Annotated in this window: 14 protein-coding genes; 7 read left to right on the top strand and 7 right to left on the bottom strand. The window is 71.7% G+C overall.

Annotation, left to right across the window (positions count from 1 at the left end; translation table 11 throughout):
• From gnd to OHU35_RS35650, 3 genes are all read left to right on the top strand, one after another.
• A complete protein-coding gene (gene gnd / locus OHU35_RS35660; RefSeq protein ID WP_359889415.1) occupies positions 1–885 on the top strand; it encodes a phosphogluconate dehydrogenase (NAD(+)-dependent, decarboxylating) in 885 nt (294 codons plus the stop codon).
• A 4-nt stretch (positions 886–889) separates the two neighbouring features.
• Entirely contained in the window at positions 890–1,477 is a 588-nt protein-coding gene (locus OHU35_RS35655) for a histidine phosphatase family protein (protein WP_189726116.1), read from the top strand.
• Positions 1,478–1,548: 71 nt separating this feature from the next.
• Positions 1,549–3,015, top strand: coding sequence for a membrane-associated oxidoreductase (locus OHU35_RS35650; protein ID WP_189726117.1), 1,467 nt, complete (start codon positions 1,549–1,551; stop codon positions 3,013–3,015).
• On the opposite strand, the gene OHU35_RS35645 is transcribed toward OHU35_RS35650, so the two are convergent.
• Entirely contained in the window at positions 3,002–4,807 is a 1,806-nt protein-coding gene (locus OHU35_RS35645) for a bifunctional sugar phosphate isomerase/epimerase/4-hydroxyphenylpyruvate dioxygenase family protein (protein WP_405508245.1), read from the bottom strand. The two genes, OHU35_RS35650 and OHU35_RS35645, sit on opposite strands and share 14 nt — an antisense overlap.
• A gap of 15 nt (positions 4,808–4,822) precedes the next feature.
• A complete protein-coding gene (locus tag OHU35_RS35640; protein ID WP_405508243.1) occupies positions 4,823–5,698 on the bottom strand; it encodes a shikimate dehydrogenase in 876 nt (291 codons plus the stop codon).
• A 142-nt stretch (positions 5,699–5,840) separates the two neighbouring features.
• Here OHU35_RS35640 and OHU35_RS35635 point away from each other — a divergent pair, with 142 nt between their 5' ends.
• Both OHU35_RS35635 and OHU35_RS35630 read left to right on the top strand, forming a co-directional pair.
• Positions 5,841–6,506, top strand: coding sequence for a TetR family transcriptional regulator (locus OHU35_RS35635; RefSeq protein WP_405508241.1), 666 nt, complete (start codon positions 5,841–5,843; stop codon positions 6,504–6,506).
• A gap of 162 nt (positions 6,507–6,668) precedes the next feature.
• A complete protein-coding gene (locus OHU35_RS35630; protein WP_189726121.1) occupies positions 6,669–8,027 on the top strand; it encodes an MFS transporter in 1,359 nt (452 codons plus the stop codon).
• Between the two features lie 67 nt (positions 8,028–8,094).
• Here OHU35_RS35630 and OHU35_RS35625 read toward each other — a convergent pair whose 3' ends face one another.
• Complete coding sequence (locus OHU35_RS35625; RefSeq protein ID WP_359889404.1) at positions 8,095–8,505, bottom strand: VOC family protein; 411 nt, start codon at positions 8,503–8,505, stop codon at positions 8,095–8,097.
• A 120-nt stretch (positions 8,506–8,625) separates the two neighbouring features.
• Positions 8,626–9,015, bottom strand: coding sequence for a VOC family protein (locus tag OHU35_RS35620; protein ID WP_189726123.1), 390 nt, complete (start codon positions 9,013–9,015; stop codon positions 8,626–8,628).
• Positions 9,016–9,207: 192 nt separating this feature from the next.
• Between OHU35_RS35620 and OHU35_RS35615 the strand changes: the two genes are divergently transcribed.
• Complete coding sequence (locus OHU35_RS35615; protein ID WP_359889400.1) at positions 9,208–10,437, top strand: serine hydrolase domain-containing protein; 1,230 nt, start codon at positions 9,208–9,210, stop codon at positions 10,435–10,437.
• A gap of 6 nt (positions 10,438–10,443) precedes the next feature.
• On the opposite strand, the gene OHU35_RS35610 is transcribed toward OHU35_RS35615, so the two are convergent.
• The 3 genes from OHU35_RS35610 to ribA form a co-directional block, all read right to left on the bottom strand.
• Positions 10,444–11,601: a saccharopine dehydrogenase family protein gene (locus OHU35_RS35610; protein WP_405508239.1), complete on the bottom strand. Its 1,158-nt coding sequence runs from the start codon at positions 11,599–11,601 to the stop codon at positions 10,444–10,446.
• On the bottom strand, positions 11,591–12,652 hold the full coding sequence (locus tag OHU35_RS35605; RefSeq protein ID WP_405508237.1) for a saccharopine dehydrogenase: 1,062 nt from the start codon (positions 12,650–12,652) through the stop codon (positions 11,591–11,593). The genes OHU35_RS35610 and OHU35_RS35605 overlap by 11 nt, the downstream gene beginning before the upstream one ends.
• A 159-nt stretch (positions 12,653–12,811) precedes the next feature.
• Complete coding sequence (ribA, locus tag OHU35_RS35600) at positions 12,812–13,471, bottom strand: GTP cyclohydrolase II (RefSeq protein WP_189726127.1); 660 nt, start codon at positions 13,469–13,471, stop codon at positions 12,812–12,814.
• 41 nt (positions 13,472–13,512) lie between these two features.
• Here ribA and OHU35_RS35595 point away from each other — a divergent pair, with 41 nt between their 5' ends.
• A complete protein-coding gene (locus tag OHU35_RS35595) occupies positions 13,513–14,256 on the top strand; it encodes a creatininase family protein (RefSeq protein ID WP_405508236.1) in 744 nt (247 codons plus the stop codon).
• The last annotated feature ends 46 nt before the right edge of the window (positions 14,257–14,302 follow it).

Raw genomic sequence — 14,302 nt, 5'->3', positions numbered from 1 at the left:
ATGCAGATCGGTCTTGTGGGTCTCGGCAAGATGGGCGGCAACATGCGCGAACGCCTGCGCAACGCCGGCCACACCGTCATCGGCTACGACACCAACCCCGAGAAGTCCGACGCCAGCAGCCTGGCCGACCTCGTCAACCAGCTGGACGCGCCCCGCACGGTCTGGGTCATGGTCCCGGCCGGCGAGCCCACCCAGCACGTCATCGACCAGCTGGGGGGCCTCCTCAAGCCGTACGACACCGTGGTCGACGGCGGCAACTCCCGCTGGACGGACGACGAGAAGCACGCCGAGGAGCTGAGCAAGCGCGGCATCGGCTTCGTCGACGCGGGCGTCTCCGGCGGCGTGTGGGGCCTGAAGAACGGCTACGCCCTGATGGTCGGCGGCGAGAAGGAGTACGTCGACCCGCTGCTGCCGATCTTCGAGGCGCTCAAGCCGGAGGGCCCGTACGGCTTCGTCCACGCGGGCAAGGTCGGCGCCGGGCACTTCGCGAAGATGGTCCACAACGGCATCGAGTACGCGATGATGCAGGCCTACGCCGAGGGCTGGGAGCTGCTGGAGGCCGTGGACTCCGTGGACAACGTCCGCGAGGTGTTCCGCTCCTGGCAGCAGGGCACCGTCATCCGCTCCTGGCTGCTGGACCTGGCGGTGGACGCCCTGGACGACGACGAGCACCTGGAGGAGCTCCGGGGCTATGCCCAGGACTCCGGTGAGGGACGCTGGACCGTGGAGGCCGCGCTCGACAACTCCGTACCGCTGCCCGCGATCACCGCCTCCCTCTTCTCCCGGTTCGCCTCCCGTCAGGACGACTCCCCGCAGATGAAGATGATCGCGGCGCTGCGCAACCAGTTCGGCGGCCACGCCGTCGAGTCCGCGAAGAAGGCGTAACACCGTGGGCGATCTGCTGATGGTCCGTCACGGCGAGACGGAGTGGAGCCGGAGCGGACAGCACACCAGCTTCACCGACCTGCCCCTCACCCCGCGCGGTGAGGAACAGGCCAAGTCGCTGGTTCCGCTCCTGGCGGGCCGCCCCTTCTCGCTGGTCCTCACGAGCCCTCTCACCCGCGCGGTGCGCACCGCCGAACTCGCGGGCCTGACGGGGGCCGTGCGGGACCCGGACCTGCACGAGTGGTACTACGGCGCCTACGAGGGCGTCACGAGCGACGAGATACACCGCAGCCGCCCGGACTGGGACCTGTGGACCGACGGGGGCCCGCCCGGTGCCGACGGCAGGCCGGGCGAGTCCCCCGAGGAGGTCGGCGAGCGCGCCGACCGGGTGCTGTCCCGGGTGGCGGAGGCGCTGCCCGAGGGCGATGTGATGCTGGTGGCCCACGGCCACTTCCTCCGCGCCCTGACGGCCCGCCGCCTGGGCCTGTCCGCGGCCGAGGGAAGGCTGTTCCGCCTGGAGACGGGCACGGTCAGCCGGCTGTCGACCGAGCACGACCGGCCCGTGATCGCGGAGTGGAACGCGCGGGCGTAACGCACGTCGGTAACGCACGTCGGCCGGGGGTGAGTTGACAGCCCCCGGCCGGGGCGTCAGAGTCCCCGCTGATGGAGATCGACAATATGACACCCGCCGAGGAGCGGGTGTGGCGCGCCTTCTCGCGCGGGCGGGACGTGGACTTCCGGGAGTCGGCGGACGAGGATCCGGAGCGGGGCGCGGACTGGGGCCCCGAACGGACCGTACGCGCGGCCGTGCTGCGGGCCCTGCTGCTGAGCGCTCCGCAGGAGGACGGGGAGACCGCCGCCCTCAGACTGGGGGGTGCGCGGATCACCGGGTCGCTCGACCTCAAGTACGGCGAAATCGATCACGCCGTGCGCCTGAGTCACTGCTACTTCGAGAACGTCCCCGTGCTGTACGCGGCGCGCCTGCGCCAGTTGAACCTGCGCGACTCCGTCCTGCCCGGGCTGGACGCCGCCACCCTGCGGGTGGACGGCGTCCTGCGCATGTCGGACTGCCTGTTCGACGGGCCCGTACGGCTCGGCGGCGCACAGATCGCCGGGGCGCTCTTCCTGGACCGCGCCGACATCGGCGCACTGTCCGCCGGTCAGCCGGCGCTCCAGCTCAACCATGTGACCATCGGGGACGGCCTGTCGGCGCCGGGCCTGCGGGCGCGGGGCGGGGTGCGCCTGACGGGCGCGTCGGTCGCCGGGTCCGTCGACCTGGGCCAGGCCTGGCTGGAAGGCGACAGGGGTGAGGTCGTCCTCGACGCGGAGCTGGCCGCCGTGGAAGGCGACGTCCTGCTGCGCGGCGTGGAGGTGTTCGGCTGGATCGGCCTGCGCGGCGCCCGGATCGAGGGCCGTCTCGACCTGTCGCACGCGCGCCTGTCGAACCCCGGTGACGCCGCGCTGCGGGCGAGCAGCTGCACCATCGGGGAAGTCTGGCTGCGCAAGAGCCCGCCCATGGAGGGCACGCTCAACCTGCGCCGCGCCCAGCTGGACGTCCTGTGGCTGGAGCCGGACGTGGTCCCGGAGGAGGTGCTGCTCGACAGCCTCGTCTACACCTCCCTCACACCGCACGCGCCCGCCGAGCGCCGTCTGGCGATGCTGAAGCGGGACGGCGAGGGCTATGTCCCGCACGCCTACGAGCAGTTGACCGCCGCCTACCGCCGGATCGGCGACGACCACGCCGCCCGCCAGGTCCAGCTCGCCAAGCAGCGCCGCCACCGCGGCACCCTGCCCTGGTACGGCCGGCTGTGGGGCTATGTGCAGGACGCCACCGTCGGCTACGGCTTCCGACCCCTGCGGGCCGCGGGCTGGCTGGTGTCGCTGCTCGTGATCGGCTCCGTCGCCTACACGCTGCACCACCCTCAGCCTCTGAAGGCGGACGAGGCCCCGCAGTTCAACCCGATGTTCTACACCCTCGACCTGCTCCTGCCCGTGATCTCCTTCGGGCAGGAGGGGGCGTTCGCGCCGGCCGACGGCTACCAGTGGCTGTCCTACGCCCTCGTTCTCACCGGCTGGATCCTCGCCACGACGGTCGTCACGGGCATCACCCGGACCGTCAGCCGCCAGTGAGGGCCCGCACCCCGTGCTGGGCCGCCAGCCGTACCGGGGCGTTGGAGGCGCCATAACCCCGGTAGCCGTCGTCACGCTGGACCAGTTCGAAGAAGACGCGGCCGATGGTCCGGGTGTAGCAGTGGCGGAAGACGCCGTGGGCGTCACGGTCGTAGAGGATGCCGAGGTCCCGGTAGGTCTCCAGCTCGCCGTCGGCGAACTCGAAGCGGGCGGCGAGGTCGTCGTAGTAGTTGGCGGGTACGGGCAGCAGCCGGCCGCCGGCCTCGCGGAAGCGGCGGGCCGCGGCGATCACGTCGTCGGTGGCCAGGGCGATGTGCTGCGCCTGAACGGACTGGTCCGTGGGCGCGGCGCCGACGGTGAGGGCGATCCGGACGCTGCCGTCGGCGTTGGTGACGGCGCGGCTGCGCAGCAGACCGTAGGGGTCGGCGACGTCCACGCTCTCCTGGCCGTGCAGGCCGAGCACCCCGCGGTGGAAGAGGGCCGCCTCGTCGAAGTGGTGCCAGGGCTGGGTCAGGGCGAGGTGGTCGATACGGCGGATGCCCGTGGGGGCGGGTGCCGGGCCGGTGTCCTCGAAGTCGGCACGCCAGTCGGGCAGGCCCGGGCGGCCGGTGGCGCAGAAGAAGAGCTCCGTGCCGTCGGGGGCGGCGACCGCGTCCAGCGGGGCGTCCTCGGGTGCGCGGCGGCGGGGCAGGACGGGGGCCAGCAGTGCCTCGGCACGCCGGGCCGCCGCGGCCGGGTCGGGTGACTCCAGCCCGATCGCGGCGAGCTGGGTGACGTCCCGGCGGACCGCCGGACCGGTGTTGACGAGGATCCGGGCCTCGCCCTGCTCCCACAGGGCGACGGGCTTGCCGCGATGCCGGGCGGTGCGGGTGAAGCCGAGGGAACCGAGCAGGGCGCTGAGAGGCTCGGCGTCGGACGTGACCAGCTCGGCGAAGGCGACGCCGGTGGGGACGACGGGGTCGGGCAGGGGCGCCCGGCCGACCGTCTCCTGGAGGACCAGCAGGGAACGCCGGGCGTCCACGGCGGTCGGGCCCGCGTCGGCCTGCCGGAAGACGTCGTTGAAGACCTCCAGGGAGAGCGGGCCGTCGTAGCCCGTGCTCAGCACGTGCCGCACCAGGCCCGCGACGTCGAAGCCGCCCTGGCCGGGGAAACAGCGGTAGTGGCGGCTCCACTGGAGGACGTCCATGGCGAGCAGCGGGGCGTCGGCGAGCTGGAGGAAGAAGATCTTCTCGCCGGGGATGGCCCCGATGCCTTCGAGGTCCTTGGGCTCAGAGCCGCGCGAGAGGATGTGGAAGCTGTCCAGGCAGGTGCCGAGCGCCGGGTGGCCGGCCGCCTCGACGATGCGCCAGGCGTGGTCGTACGTACTGACGTGCCGCCCCCAGGCGAGCGCCTCGTAGGCCACCTTGACGCCGGATTCCCGCGCCAGGTCGGCGAGCCGGCTCAGCTGTTCGGCGGCGAGGGCGTCGTCGTCCACCGCCTGCGGGGAGACGCTCGAGCAGACGAGGACGGTGTCGGCGCCGAGCCTGCGCATCAGCTCGAACTTGTGGCGGGCCCGCCGCAGGTTCCGGGCGAACTCGGCCTCGGGCACGGCCTCGATGTCCCGCATGGGCTGGAAGAGGTCGATGGTCAGGCCGAGATCGGCGCAGCGGTCGCGGATGTCCTCGGGGGTGAGGGGGCTGGCCAGCAGGTCGTTCTCGAAGATCTCCACCCCGTCGAAGCCGGCCCGGGCGGCGGCATCGAGTTTCCCGGTGAGGGATCCGCTGAGGGAGACGGTGGCGATGGACGTACGCACGGTCGGTACCTCTTCCTAGTTCGGTGCGCCTACGACCCCGGCCAGTTCGGTCAGGTCCGTCAGCATCCGCGCGGCGTCGGGTTCCCGCCCGGTGAACAGGCGGAACGCGTCGGCGGCCTGGAAGGCGGCCATGCCGCCGCCGTCGAGCGTGGCGCAGCCCAGCGCGCGGGCGGTGCGCAGCAGTTCGGTCTCCAGCGGGCGGTAGACCACCTCGGCGACCCACAGCCCTGGGTGGAGCAGGTCGGCGGGCAGGGGCAGGCCCGGGTGGGCCGCCATGCCGGTGGGCGTGGCGTGGACGATGCCGTCGGCGTGCGCGAGCAGCTCGGCCTGCCGTTCCGGGGGTGCGGCGGCCGCACGGCCCTGGCCGAAGGCGCGGTTCAGGGAGCCGGCCAGGGCGGCGGCCCGTTCGGGCAGTGCGTCGACGACGGTGACCCGCTCGGCGCCGAGGGTGAGCGTGGCGTGCGCGACGGCCGCGCCCGCGCCACCGGCGCCCAGCTGCACGACCCGCTCCAGCGGAGCGTCGGGCAGCCCGCGCGCGAAGGACGCGGCGAATCCGGTGACGTCCGTGTTGTGGCCGACGGCGCGGCCGTCCTCGAAGACGACGGTGTTGACCGCGCCCAGCGCCTCGGCCTGCGGGGCGAGCGCGTCCAGGTGCTCGGTGACGAGCTGCTTGCAGGGATGCGTGATGTTGAGCCCGTCGAAGCCCAGGTCGCGGGCGGCCCGCACCAGATCGCCCACCGCCTCGGGCGGCACCCCGAGCGGGTCGATGTCGATGAGCCGGTACAGCAGGCGCAGGCCCTGCCGGTCGGCCTCCCGCTCGTGCAGCGCCGGACTGAGCGAGGGGCCGATGCCGGAACCGATCAGTCCGACGAGATACGAGTCCTTGGGCACACGGGCCTCCCGAGCAGCTCACTAATGTACGAACTAGTACGTTAGCTATATCAGCCGAGGACGGGCTCGGGAAGACCCCATGGGCGGGCGGGCCCCTGCTTCTACAATCACCGGCACCGGCCCCTCCGCCCGAAGGAACCTGATGACCAGCGTCGAAGAACCGGCACGTCCCGGCGAGCGCATCCGTGACGCCGCCCGCACCCGGGCCGAGATCCTCGACGTCGCCACGCAGGAGTTCGCGCGCGCCGGCTACGACGGGGCCCGGGTGGACGAGATCGCCGCCCGCACCCGCACCACGAAGCGGATGATCTACTACTACTTCGGCGGCAAGGAACAGCTGTTCACGACCGTGCTGGAGCGGGCGTACGGCGTGATCCGGGAGGCCGAGCAGCAGCTCGACGTCGAGCATCTGGACCCCGTGGCGGCGATCAGGCGCCTGGCCGAGGTGACCTTCGACCACCACGAGCAGCACCCGGACTTCATCCGCCTGGTCAGCATCGAGAACATCCACGGGGCCCAGCACATCGCCGCCTCCGAGAAGCTCGGCAAGATCGGCTCCCCCGCCCTGGACGTGATCCGCCGGATCCTGGCGTCGGGCCAGGAGTCGGGCCTGTTCACGGCCGACGTCGACGCCGTCGACCTGCACGCGATGATCTCCTCCTACTGCTTCTTCCGGGTCTCCAACCGGAACACCTTCGGCGCGCTGTTCGGCCGCGATCTGCTGGACCCGGCGCAGCGCGCGCACTACCGCGCCATGCTGGGCGACATGGTGATCGCGTATCTCACGGCGGAGCGCACGGCGGACTGAACGTCCGGCGCACAACCTCTTGACACCGACGGCACGCGGGCGCAGCATCACTGGCCATCCCCTACTAACTACCCAGTGGGTTAATTAGCCGCGATCCGGCCCGCCCTCTCTGCTTGCCGTTCGTCTCACTCCACCTAGGGTGGAGCCCGCTAAGGAGCCGCCGTGTCCGTCCCCGCCACGCCCCAAGGGGCCGCAGCCCCACCCGGTCAGCCCAGGAAAGCCGCGACCGCCGCCTGGATCGGCAGCGCACTGGAGTACTACGACTTCTTCATCTACGGCAGTGCCGCCGCGCTGATCTTCCCCGCCGTGTTCTTCGACGAGTCCGACCCGGCCACCGCGACCCTGCTGTCGCTGGCCACGTTCGGCGTCGCGTACGCCGCCCGCCCGGTCGGCGCGCTGGTCCTCGGCCACTTCGGGGACAAGCTCGGCCGCAAGAAGATCATGGTCTTCACGCTGATGCTGATGGGCCTGTCGACGTTCCTCATCGGCTGTCTGCCGACCCGGGACCAGGTCGGCACCCTCGCCCCGGTCCTGCTGGTGCTGTGCCGGGTGCTCCAGGGCATCTCGGCCGCGGGCGAACAGGCCAGCGCCAACTCCATGACGCTGGAACACGCGCCGCCGGGCCGGCGCGGCTTCTTCACCAGCTTCACCCTCAGCGGCACACAGGGCGGCCAGCTGCTCGCCACGCTGGTCTTCATCCCGGTCGCCGCGCTGCCCGAGGAGCAGCTGCTGTCGTGGGGCTGGCGGGTGCCGTTCTGGCTGAGCGTCGGGGTCGCCGTCGTCGGCTACGTCATCCGGCGCAAGCTGGACGAGACCCCGGCCTTCGCGCAGCAGGCCGCCGAGGAGGGCGTCGTCAAGCTGCCGCTGGTGGTGCTGATGCGCGAGCACTGGGCGGATGTGCTGCGGGTGATCGCGGGCGCGCTCATCGCCTCGGTCAGCACGATCTTCACGGTGTGGGCGCTGGCGTACGCCACCAGCGACGCGGTCGGCATGTCGCGCACCGCCATGCTGTGGGTGGGCGCCCTGGCCAATGTCGTCGCGCTCGCCGCGATCCCGCTGTGGGCCACGCTGTCCGACCGGATCGGCCGCCGCCCGGTGTTCCTGATCGGCGCGGCCGGCAGCGCGGTGACGATGTTCCTGTACCTGTGGGCCGTCTCCACGGGCTCCTACCCGCTGACGTTCCTGACCGGCGTCCTCTGCTTCGGCGTGGTCTACAGCGCCGCGAACGGGGTGTGGCCCGCCTTCTACGGCGAGATGTTCACGACCCGGGTCCGGCTGTCCGGCGTGGCCATCGGCACGCAGATCGGTTTCGCCGCGGCCGGTTTCGCGGTGACGTTCGCCGCGCAGATCGCCGGGCCGGGCGGCGACGACTGGTCGGCGGTGGCGCTGTTCACGGCGGCGCTGTGCGTGCCGCCGGTGATCGCGGCGGTGACGGCGCGGGAGACGCACCGGGTTCCCACGGAGGTGCTCGGCGAGCGTGCCGCCCGCGAAGCCGTCCGGCCGGAGAAGGTGACAGCCTGAGGCCACCAGGGGCTGATCGCGCGGTTCCCCGCGCCCCTGAGGGAGTCGATCCACGGCCCCGTCGAGTTCACCTGTTGGACCAGCCCCGGCGGCAGAGCACGAGCCGGTAGCCGTCGGGGTCCTCGACGGTGACGCCCCACTCGTTCCAGTACGGGTTGGGCGACTCCACCCGTTTTCCGCCGTGCTGCTCCAAGCGGGCGACGAGGTCGTCCGGGACGGGGCCGTCGGCGTAGATCACCAGCAGGTCCTCCTCGGTGGGGCGGGGCTCGACCGGGCGGGCGGCCTCGTGCACGAGCTCCAGATGCCAGTCGGCGTCGGGCCAGCCGAGCATCAGCAGGTCGTGCTCCCCTGGTTCGCCCCCGCCCTCGGCCCGCCACACCACATCGAGCCCGAGCCCCTCACGCCAGAACCGCTCGGCCGCGGCGAGGTCCCGGGAGGGACGGGCGATACGGATGTGGCTACGACCGTTCACGGGCATGGCGACCTCTTCTCGTGGCGTCCTGGGCTGCGACGGCGACCCGTCCCGCAGCTTAGGAAGCCGACCGCCACGGGGGCCATCGGCCATCGGACCTGCACCTCGCGGCCTAGGTCGCGTCTCTCAGGACTTGGTGTGCACGATCTGGATGAGGTTGCCGCAGGTGTCGTCCAGCACAGCGGTGGTGAGCGGGCCCATCTCCGTCGGCTCCTGCGTGAACCGCACCCCGAGCCCGCGCAGTCGCTCGAACTCCGCGTGGACATCGTCCACGGCGAACGAGGCGGCCGGGATGCCGTCCTCGACCAGCGCCGTCTTGTACGGCTGCACCGCCGGATGACCCGAGGGCTCGAGCAGCAGCTCGGTCCCGTCGAGATCCTCCGGCGAGACCACGGTCAGCCACCGGTCCGTCCCCACCGGGACGTCGTGCTTCTTCACGAAGCCCAGCACGTCGGTGTAGAAGCTCCGGGCCTTTTCCTGGTCGTCGACGAAGACACTGGTGATGTGGATCCTCATGAGGCGCTCTCCGGAGTGTCGGGCCTGACTCTCGAACGGGCTCTGGCCGTCCCGTTCCGACGGTACCGGTGAGCGCGGTCGTCCACCTGTTCCTGCGCGATCATGGGTGGTTCCCGCATCACGAGGGGATCGGGGGCGGTCCGGGCGGGGTATGCCGGATCTCACCTCGACGAGCGCGACGGAGGAAGAGCGATGGCACAGCTGCGGCAAGAGGTCGATCCGGGTGAGGCGGGGCTGGATCCGCGGGTGCTGGACGACATGGACCGGCACTTCGCCAGACTGGTAGACGAGGGGCGGCTTCCCGGCTTCCTCGTGTCCGTCGCCCGCGCCGGACGCGTCGCACATCTCGCGACGCACGGGCTGCGCGACATCGCGGCCGGGCTCCCGGTCGAGCCCGACACGCTGTGGCGGGTCTACTCCATGACGAAGCCGGTCACCGCGGTCGCCGCACTGCTGCTGGTGGAGGAGGGCCGGCTGTCGCTGGACGACCCGGTCGCCGACCATCTGCCGGCCTTCGCCGAGCCCCGCGTGTACGTAGGCGGCTCCGGGGCCGACGTACGGACCCGCCCGGCCGACGGCCCCATACTCGTCCGGCACCTGATGACCCACACCTCGGGTCTGACCTTCGGCTTCTACCACACCCACCCCGTCGACGCCCTGTACCGCGCGGCCGGCCTGGAGTCGTCGGTGCCGCCGGGCGCCGACCTGGCCGAGACCATCGAGGTGTACGCGAGTCTGCCGCTGCAGTTCGAGCCGGGCACCGAGTGGAACTACTCGGTGGCCAGCAATGTCCTGGGCCGGATCATCGAGGTCGTGTCGGGGCAGCCGCTCGACGTGTTCTGCGCCGAGCGGGTCTTCGGCCCCCTCGGCATGGCGGACGCGGGCTTCCACGTCACGGACGAGCAGGCGCCCCGGCTGTCGGAGATGTACGGCGAGAAGGAGGGCGGCGGCATCGAGCCGATCCCGGGGCTGCCGCTGCGCGGCCGGCCGCGGTTCCTGTCGGGCAGCGGCGGCATGGTGGCCTCCGCCCACGACTACCACCGCTTCATGGAACTGCTGCGCCGCCGCGGCGAACTGGACGGCGTCCGGCTCCTCGCACCCGGGACCGTGGACCTGATGACCCGCAACCACCTGCCCGGCGGGGCCGATCTGCGCGCCTTCGGCAGCCGTCCGGCCCATGACGAGCCGGGTAACGACGGGGTCGGTTTCGGCCTCAACTGCTCCGTGGTGATCGACCCGTCCCGCACACTCGTGCCGTCCGGACTCGGCGCCTACGGCTGGAGCGGGGTGGCGACGACGACGTTCTGGGTGGACCCGGGCCGCGACCTGACGGTGCAGTTCATGACTCAGGTGCGGCCCCGGTCCTCGCACACGGTGTTCCGGGACCTGAAGAGGCTGGTCCACGAGGCCCTGTCGGGCTGAGCCCCGCTACTGGTCGACGCGCAGGGTGAACTCGACGCCGTCCTGGGTGAGTTCACGCAGCCACTGTTCGGACCGGGCCGCCGTCTCGGCGGCCCGGTTCAGGCCCGGCGGCAGGGATCCGTCCAGGACGTGGCGGACGCCCAGGGCGAGGGTGCGCGAGACACAGCGGGCCATCGCGCTCTCCCCCGCGTCACCCACCAGGTCCAGGAGGTAGCCGCCGGCCCAGGTCCGTTCCGTCCCGGCCCGTACCTCCAGCGACACGGCGAGAACGACCCGGTCGCGGTCCTCGTCCGTGGTGGGGTAGGTGTCGGCCAGCTCCCGGGCCAGGGCGGCGATCCTGGTGTCGTCGCCCCTCTTCAGCTCCTCGAAGACGCCGTCCCAGGCCCGCAGCCAGCCCTCCAGACGCAGGGTGCCGCGTACGAACGTCCGCGGCGTCCAGGCGTCGGGGAGCTCGTACTGCGCGACGAACGGGACGCTGTCGCGGTTGGGATAGACCTCGAACGTCTCCCCTTCGACGACATGCCGCCGGGTCGCCTCCCACGGACGGTCGGCGACCGTCTCGGCACCGCCGTCGATGTAACGGGCCGGGGAGCGCAGGGCGTTGAGAACGCCGGCGGGTGCCCAGCTGAAGCGGTACGTGAAGTCGTTCGGGACGGCGGGGACACCGCCGCAGTACGAGGTGAGGGTGTACGACGCGGGCGTCCCGTCGCCGATGGCGTCCCGGGCCCGGGCGACGAGGGCGTGCGCGAAGAGGTGGTCGATGCCCGGGTCGAGCCCGGACTCGGTGAGGACGACGACGCCGGCCTTCTCGGCGGCGGGCACCTGCTCCAGCACCGCCGGGGACACATAGCTGGAGCAGGCGAAGTGCGCTCCCCGCCCCACGCACTCGGCGAGCAGCGGCGCGTGCTCCGGCGCGGGCAGCATGGACACGACGACGTCACCGGGGGCGAGTTCGGCGGCGAGCGCGGACAGCGTGTACGCACGGGGCTCGGCCCGTCCGGCGAGCCCGAGCCGGTCGAGGGCCTCGGCCGCGCGGCTCTCGGTGCGGTGCCAGAGCCGTACGCGCTCGGCGGTGTCGCACAGCGCGGCCAGCCCGCTGCCGGTGGAGAGGCCGGCGCCGATCCAGTGGACGGTGCCGCTCGCGGGTACCGGGTCAGTGGTCATGGAACTCCCCCTTGTCGAGTCCGTGTTCACGGCAGGCCTGACGGAACCGGTCCAGGCAGCGTCCCCAGGGCCCGGCGACGCCGAAGTCGAGCAGCTGGGGATAGAGAGCGGCCGAGAAGTCGGCGCTGGACTCCAGCGGCAGCAGGGAGGGCAGGTTGTCGATGGCGATCAGGTCGAGCGGAGGTTCGGCGCGCAGCCGGCGTACGGGCTCGTCCCAGTCGGTGGTGTCGTCGTACACCGGAAGGACGTTGAGCGGGGAGCCGACGTCGCAGGTCACGTCGCACAGGGTGCGCAGCCGGCGGTCCGGGGTGTCGAGGTCCTGATCGCGGAGGAAGGGCGGGACAGGGGTGGTGGCGAGCACCGCGTTCACCATCACGTCGTGCTCCAGCAGGGCGCGGCGGTCCAGGTCGCGGGTCTCGGCGAGGTCCCAGCAGGCCGGGTCGACCCCGGCGGCGGCGAACGCCACGCGGGCACCGCGGCCGCTGCGTCCCAGGGCGCCGATGACCAGGCCGGTGAACTCGGCGTCGTCGGCGGCAGGCTTGAGGGTCTCGTCCAGTTGCTCCTTGGTGGTGGGCGTCAGCGGTGCCCGCAGCCGGCCCCGGTGCTGGAGCACCGCGAGGGCGGCGCCCAGATAGCCGGCCCAGAAACCGAAGGCGGCGAGGCGCCGCCCGGTGTCGTCCACCAGGTACTCCAGGTCGAACAGCGTCCCGCCCCCGGCGGTGAACCGGCCCAGCAGATCGGCTGCTCCCGGCTGGCCCTTGTAGGCGTGGCCGAAGAAGATGTGCCGGTGCGTCAGTTCCGCGGGACCTGCGGGCAGTTCCTTCAGGCCGAGCACGACGGCGTCCCGCGGCGCCGTCACCCAGGAGCCCGCGGGCGCGACGCGGCAGCCGGCCGCCTCGTACTCCTCGATCGGGAAGACCCGCTGGGGGGACTCCTCGACGGTCAGGTCCACTCCGTTCCCGACGAGCCGCCGGGCATCGTCGGGCACGATCGGTGTGCGTCGCTCGGTCGTTCGGGCCTCGTGGCGCAGCCACAGATGGAGCTCGCTCATACCAGGGGGGCCTCCGGACGTGAGGCGTCGGCCGCTGAGGGCCGACGCTCAAGGGGCTGACGTCCACGAAGCGTACGCGGCCCGCCCACGGGTCGCGCACGAATGCGCCCAGGTCACGCCGAGGAGAACCGGAGCCCGCCCCTGCGGGCACCCGGTGCCTCAGGAGGAGCTGACCACCGCGTCCAGATGGGGCAGGTGGTGGTCGAGACGCTCCCGCTTCGTCCGCAGATAGGTGATGTTGTTCTCGCACGGCGGGATCAGCAGCGGCACCTGCTCGGCGACCTTGATGCCGTGGCTCACCAGGGCATCGCGCTTGCGCGGGTTGTTGGACATCAGGCGGACGGACTTCACGCCCAGGTCTTCCAGGATCCGGGCGGCCACACCGTAGTCGCGGGCGTCGACCGGCAGTCCCAGGGCGAGGTTGGCCTCCACCGTGTCCAGGCCCTCCGCCTGCAGGGCCATCGCGCGCAGCTTGGCGAGCAGGCCGATGCCACGGCCTTCATGCCCTCTGAGATAGACGACGACACCGGCGCCCTCGGCGACGACCGCGCGCAGGGCGGCGTCGAGCTGGTCGCCGCACTCGCAGTGCTGGGAGCCGAAGGCGTCGCCGGTCAGGCACTCCGAGTGCAGCCGGATGAGAACGTCGTCCGTGCCGAGCTCGCCGTAGACCAGCGCCACCTGTTCGTCACCGCGGTCGTGGTCCAGGTAGCCGACCGCCTGGAATTTCCCGTACACGGTGGGCAAGGGCGCATTCACGACGCGTTCCACGCCGGTCTGCTGCGGTGACTTCTTGCCGAGTACACCAATTTTTTCTGTCATGATTCTCGAGTTCCTAAGCAGAGACGAAAGGCCGTGACGTTATGAGTGATCTGGTGCCGGCGGACACCACGGAAGACGTACGGGCGCGGGGCGCCGGTGTCTCACGGCAGGTCGCGGTGCTTCCCGTGGGGAGCTTCGAGCAGCACGGTGCGTTTCTTCCGCTGGCGACCGACACACTCGTCGCCTGTGCCGTCGCGCGGGAGATAGCCGGCGCGTACCCGGTGCACCTCCTTCCTCCGGTGACGATCTCGTGCTCGCACGAGCACGCGGCCTGGCCGGGGACCGTCAGCATCTCCTCGGTGACCCTTCATGCGGTGGTACGGGACATTGCGGTTTCGCTCCGCCGGTCCGGCGTCGAGGCCCTGGTGGTGGTCAACGGGCACGGCGGAAACTACGTACTGGGCAACGTCGTTCAGGAGTCCTCCGCCCGCGGTGAGCGGATGGCGCTCTTCCCGGCCCCGGAGGACTGGGAGGAGGCGCGGGAACGGGCGGGTGTGGTCACCTCGCTCCTCACCGACATGCACGCGGGGGAAATAGAAACCTCCATCCTTCTGCACGCTCATCCCGAAATGCTCCGACCCGGCTATGAGACCTCCGATTTCGTCGCTGACGACCGGCGTCATCTGCTCACCCTCGGCATGTCCGGCTATACCGATTCCGGTGTCATCGGCCGTCCTTCGCTGGGTTCGGCGGAAAAAGGGAAGGAACTCCTGGCGAGCCTCGCGGATTCCTTCGGGGCGTATTTCTCGATGCTGACCTCCGCGGACGACGGGGCTGACGGGTAGTCGTTCGCGGCGGCCCGGGACCGGCCGCGCAGGCCCGTGTACCAGC

The organism is Streptomyces purpurascens, assembly GCF_045040895.1.
Lineage (GTDB): Bacteria > Actinomycetota > Actinomycetes > Streptomycetales > Streptomycetaceae > Streptomyces > Streptomyces purpurascens.
This window is presented reverse-complemented; position numbering and strand designations above follow the sequence as displayed.

Excerpts from the sequence above, each read along its gene's own strand:
- OHU35_RS35620 (WP_189726123.1), bottom strand. The coding sequence starts at position 9,015 with ATGAGGATCCACATCACCAGTGTCTTCGTCGACGACCAGGAAAAGGCC.
- OHU35_RS35595 (WP_405508236.1), top strand. The coding sequence starts at position 13,513 with ATGAGTGATCTGGTGCCGGCGGACACCACGGAAGACGTACGGGCGCGG.
- OHU35_RS35615 (WP_359889400.1), top strand. The coding sequence starts at position 9,208 with ATGGCACAGCTGCGGCAAGAGGTCGATCCGGGTGAGGCGGGGCTGGAT.
- OHU35_RS35625 (WP_359889404.1), bottom strand. The coding sequence starts at position 8,505 with ATGCCCGTGAACGGTCGTAGCCACATCCGTATCGCCCGTCCCTCCCGG.
- OHU35_RS35635 (WP_405508241.1), top strand. The coding sequence starts at position 5,841 with ATGACCAGCGTCGAAGAACCGGCACGTCCCGGCGAGCGCATCCGTGAC.
- ribA (WP_189726127.1), bottom strand. The coding sequence starts at position 13,471 with ATGACAGAAAAAATTGGTGTACTCGGCAAGAAGTCACCGCAGCAGACC.
- OHU35_RS35650 (WP_189726117.1), top strand. The coding sequence starts at position 1,549 with ATGGAGATCGACAATATGACACCCGCCGAGGAGCGGGTGTGGCGCGCC.
- OHU35_RS35605 (WP_405508237.1), bottom strand. The coding sequence starts at position 12,652 with ATGAGCGAGCTCCATCTGTGGCTGCGCCACGAGGCCCGAACGACCGAG.
- OHU35_RS35610 (WP_405508239.1), bottom strand. The coding sequence starts at position 11,601 with ATGACCACTGACCCGGTACCCGCGAGCGGCACCGTCCACTGGATCGGC.
- gnd (WP_359889415.1), top strand. The coding sequence starts at position 1 with ATGCAGATCGGTCTTGTGGGTCTCGGCAAGATGGGCGGCAACATGCGC.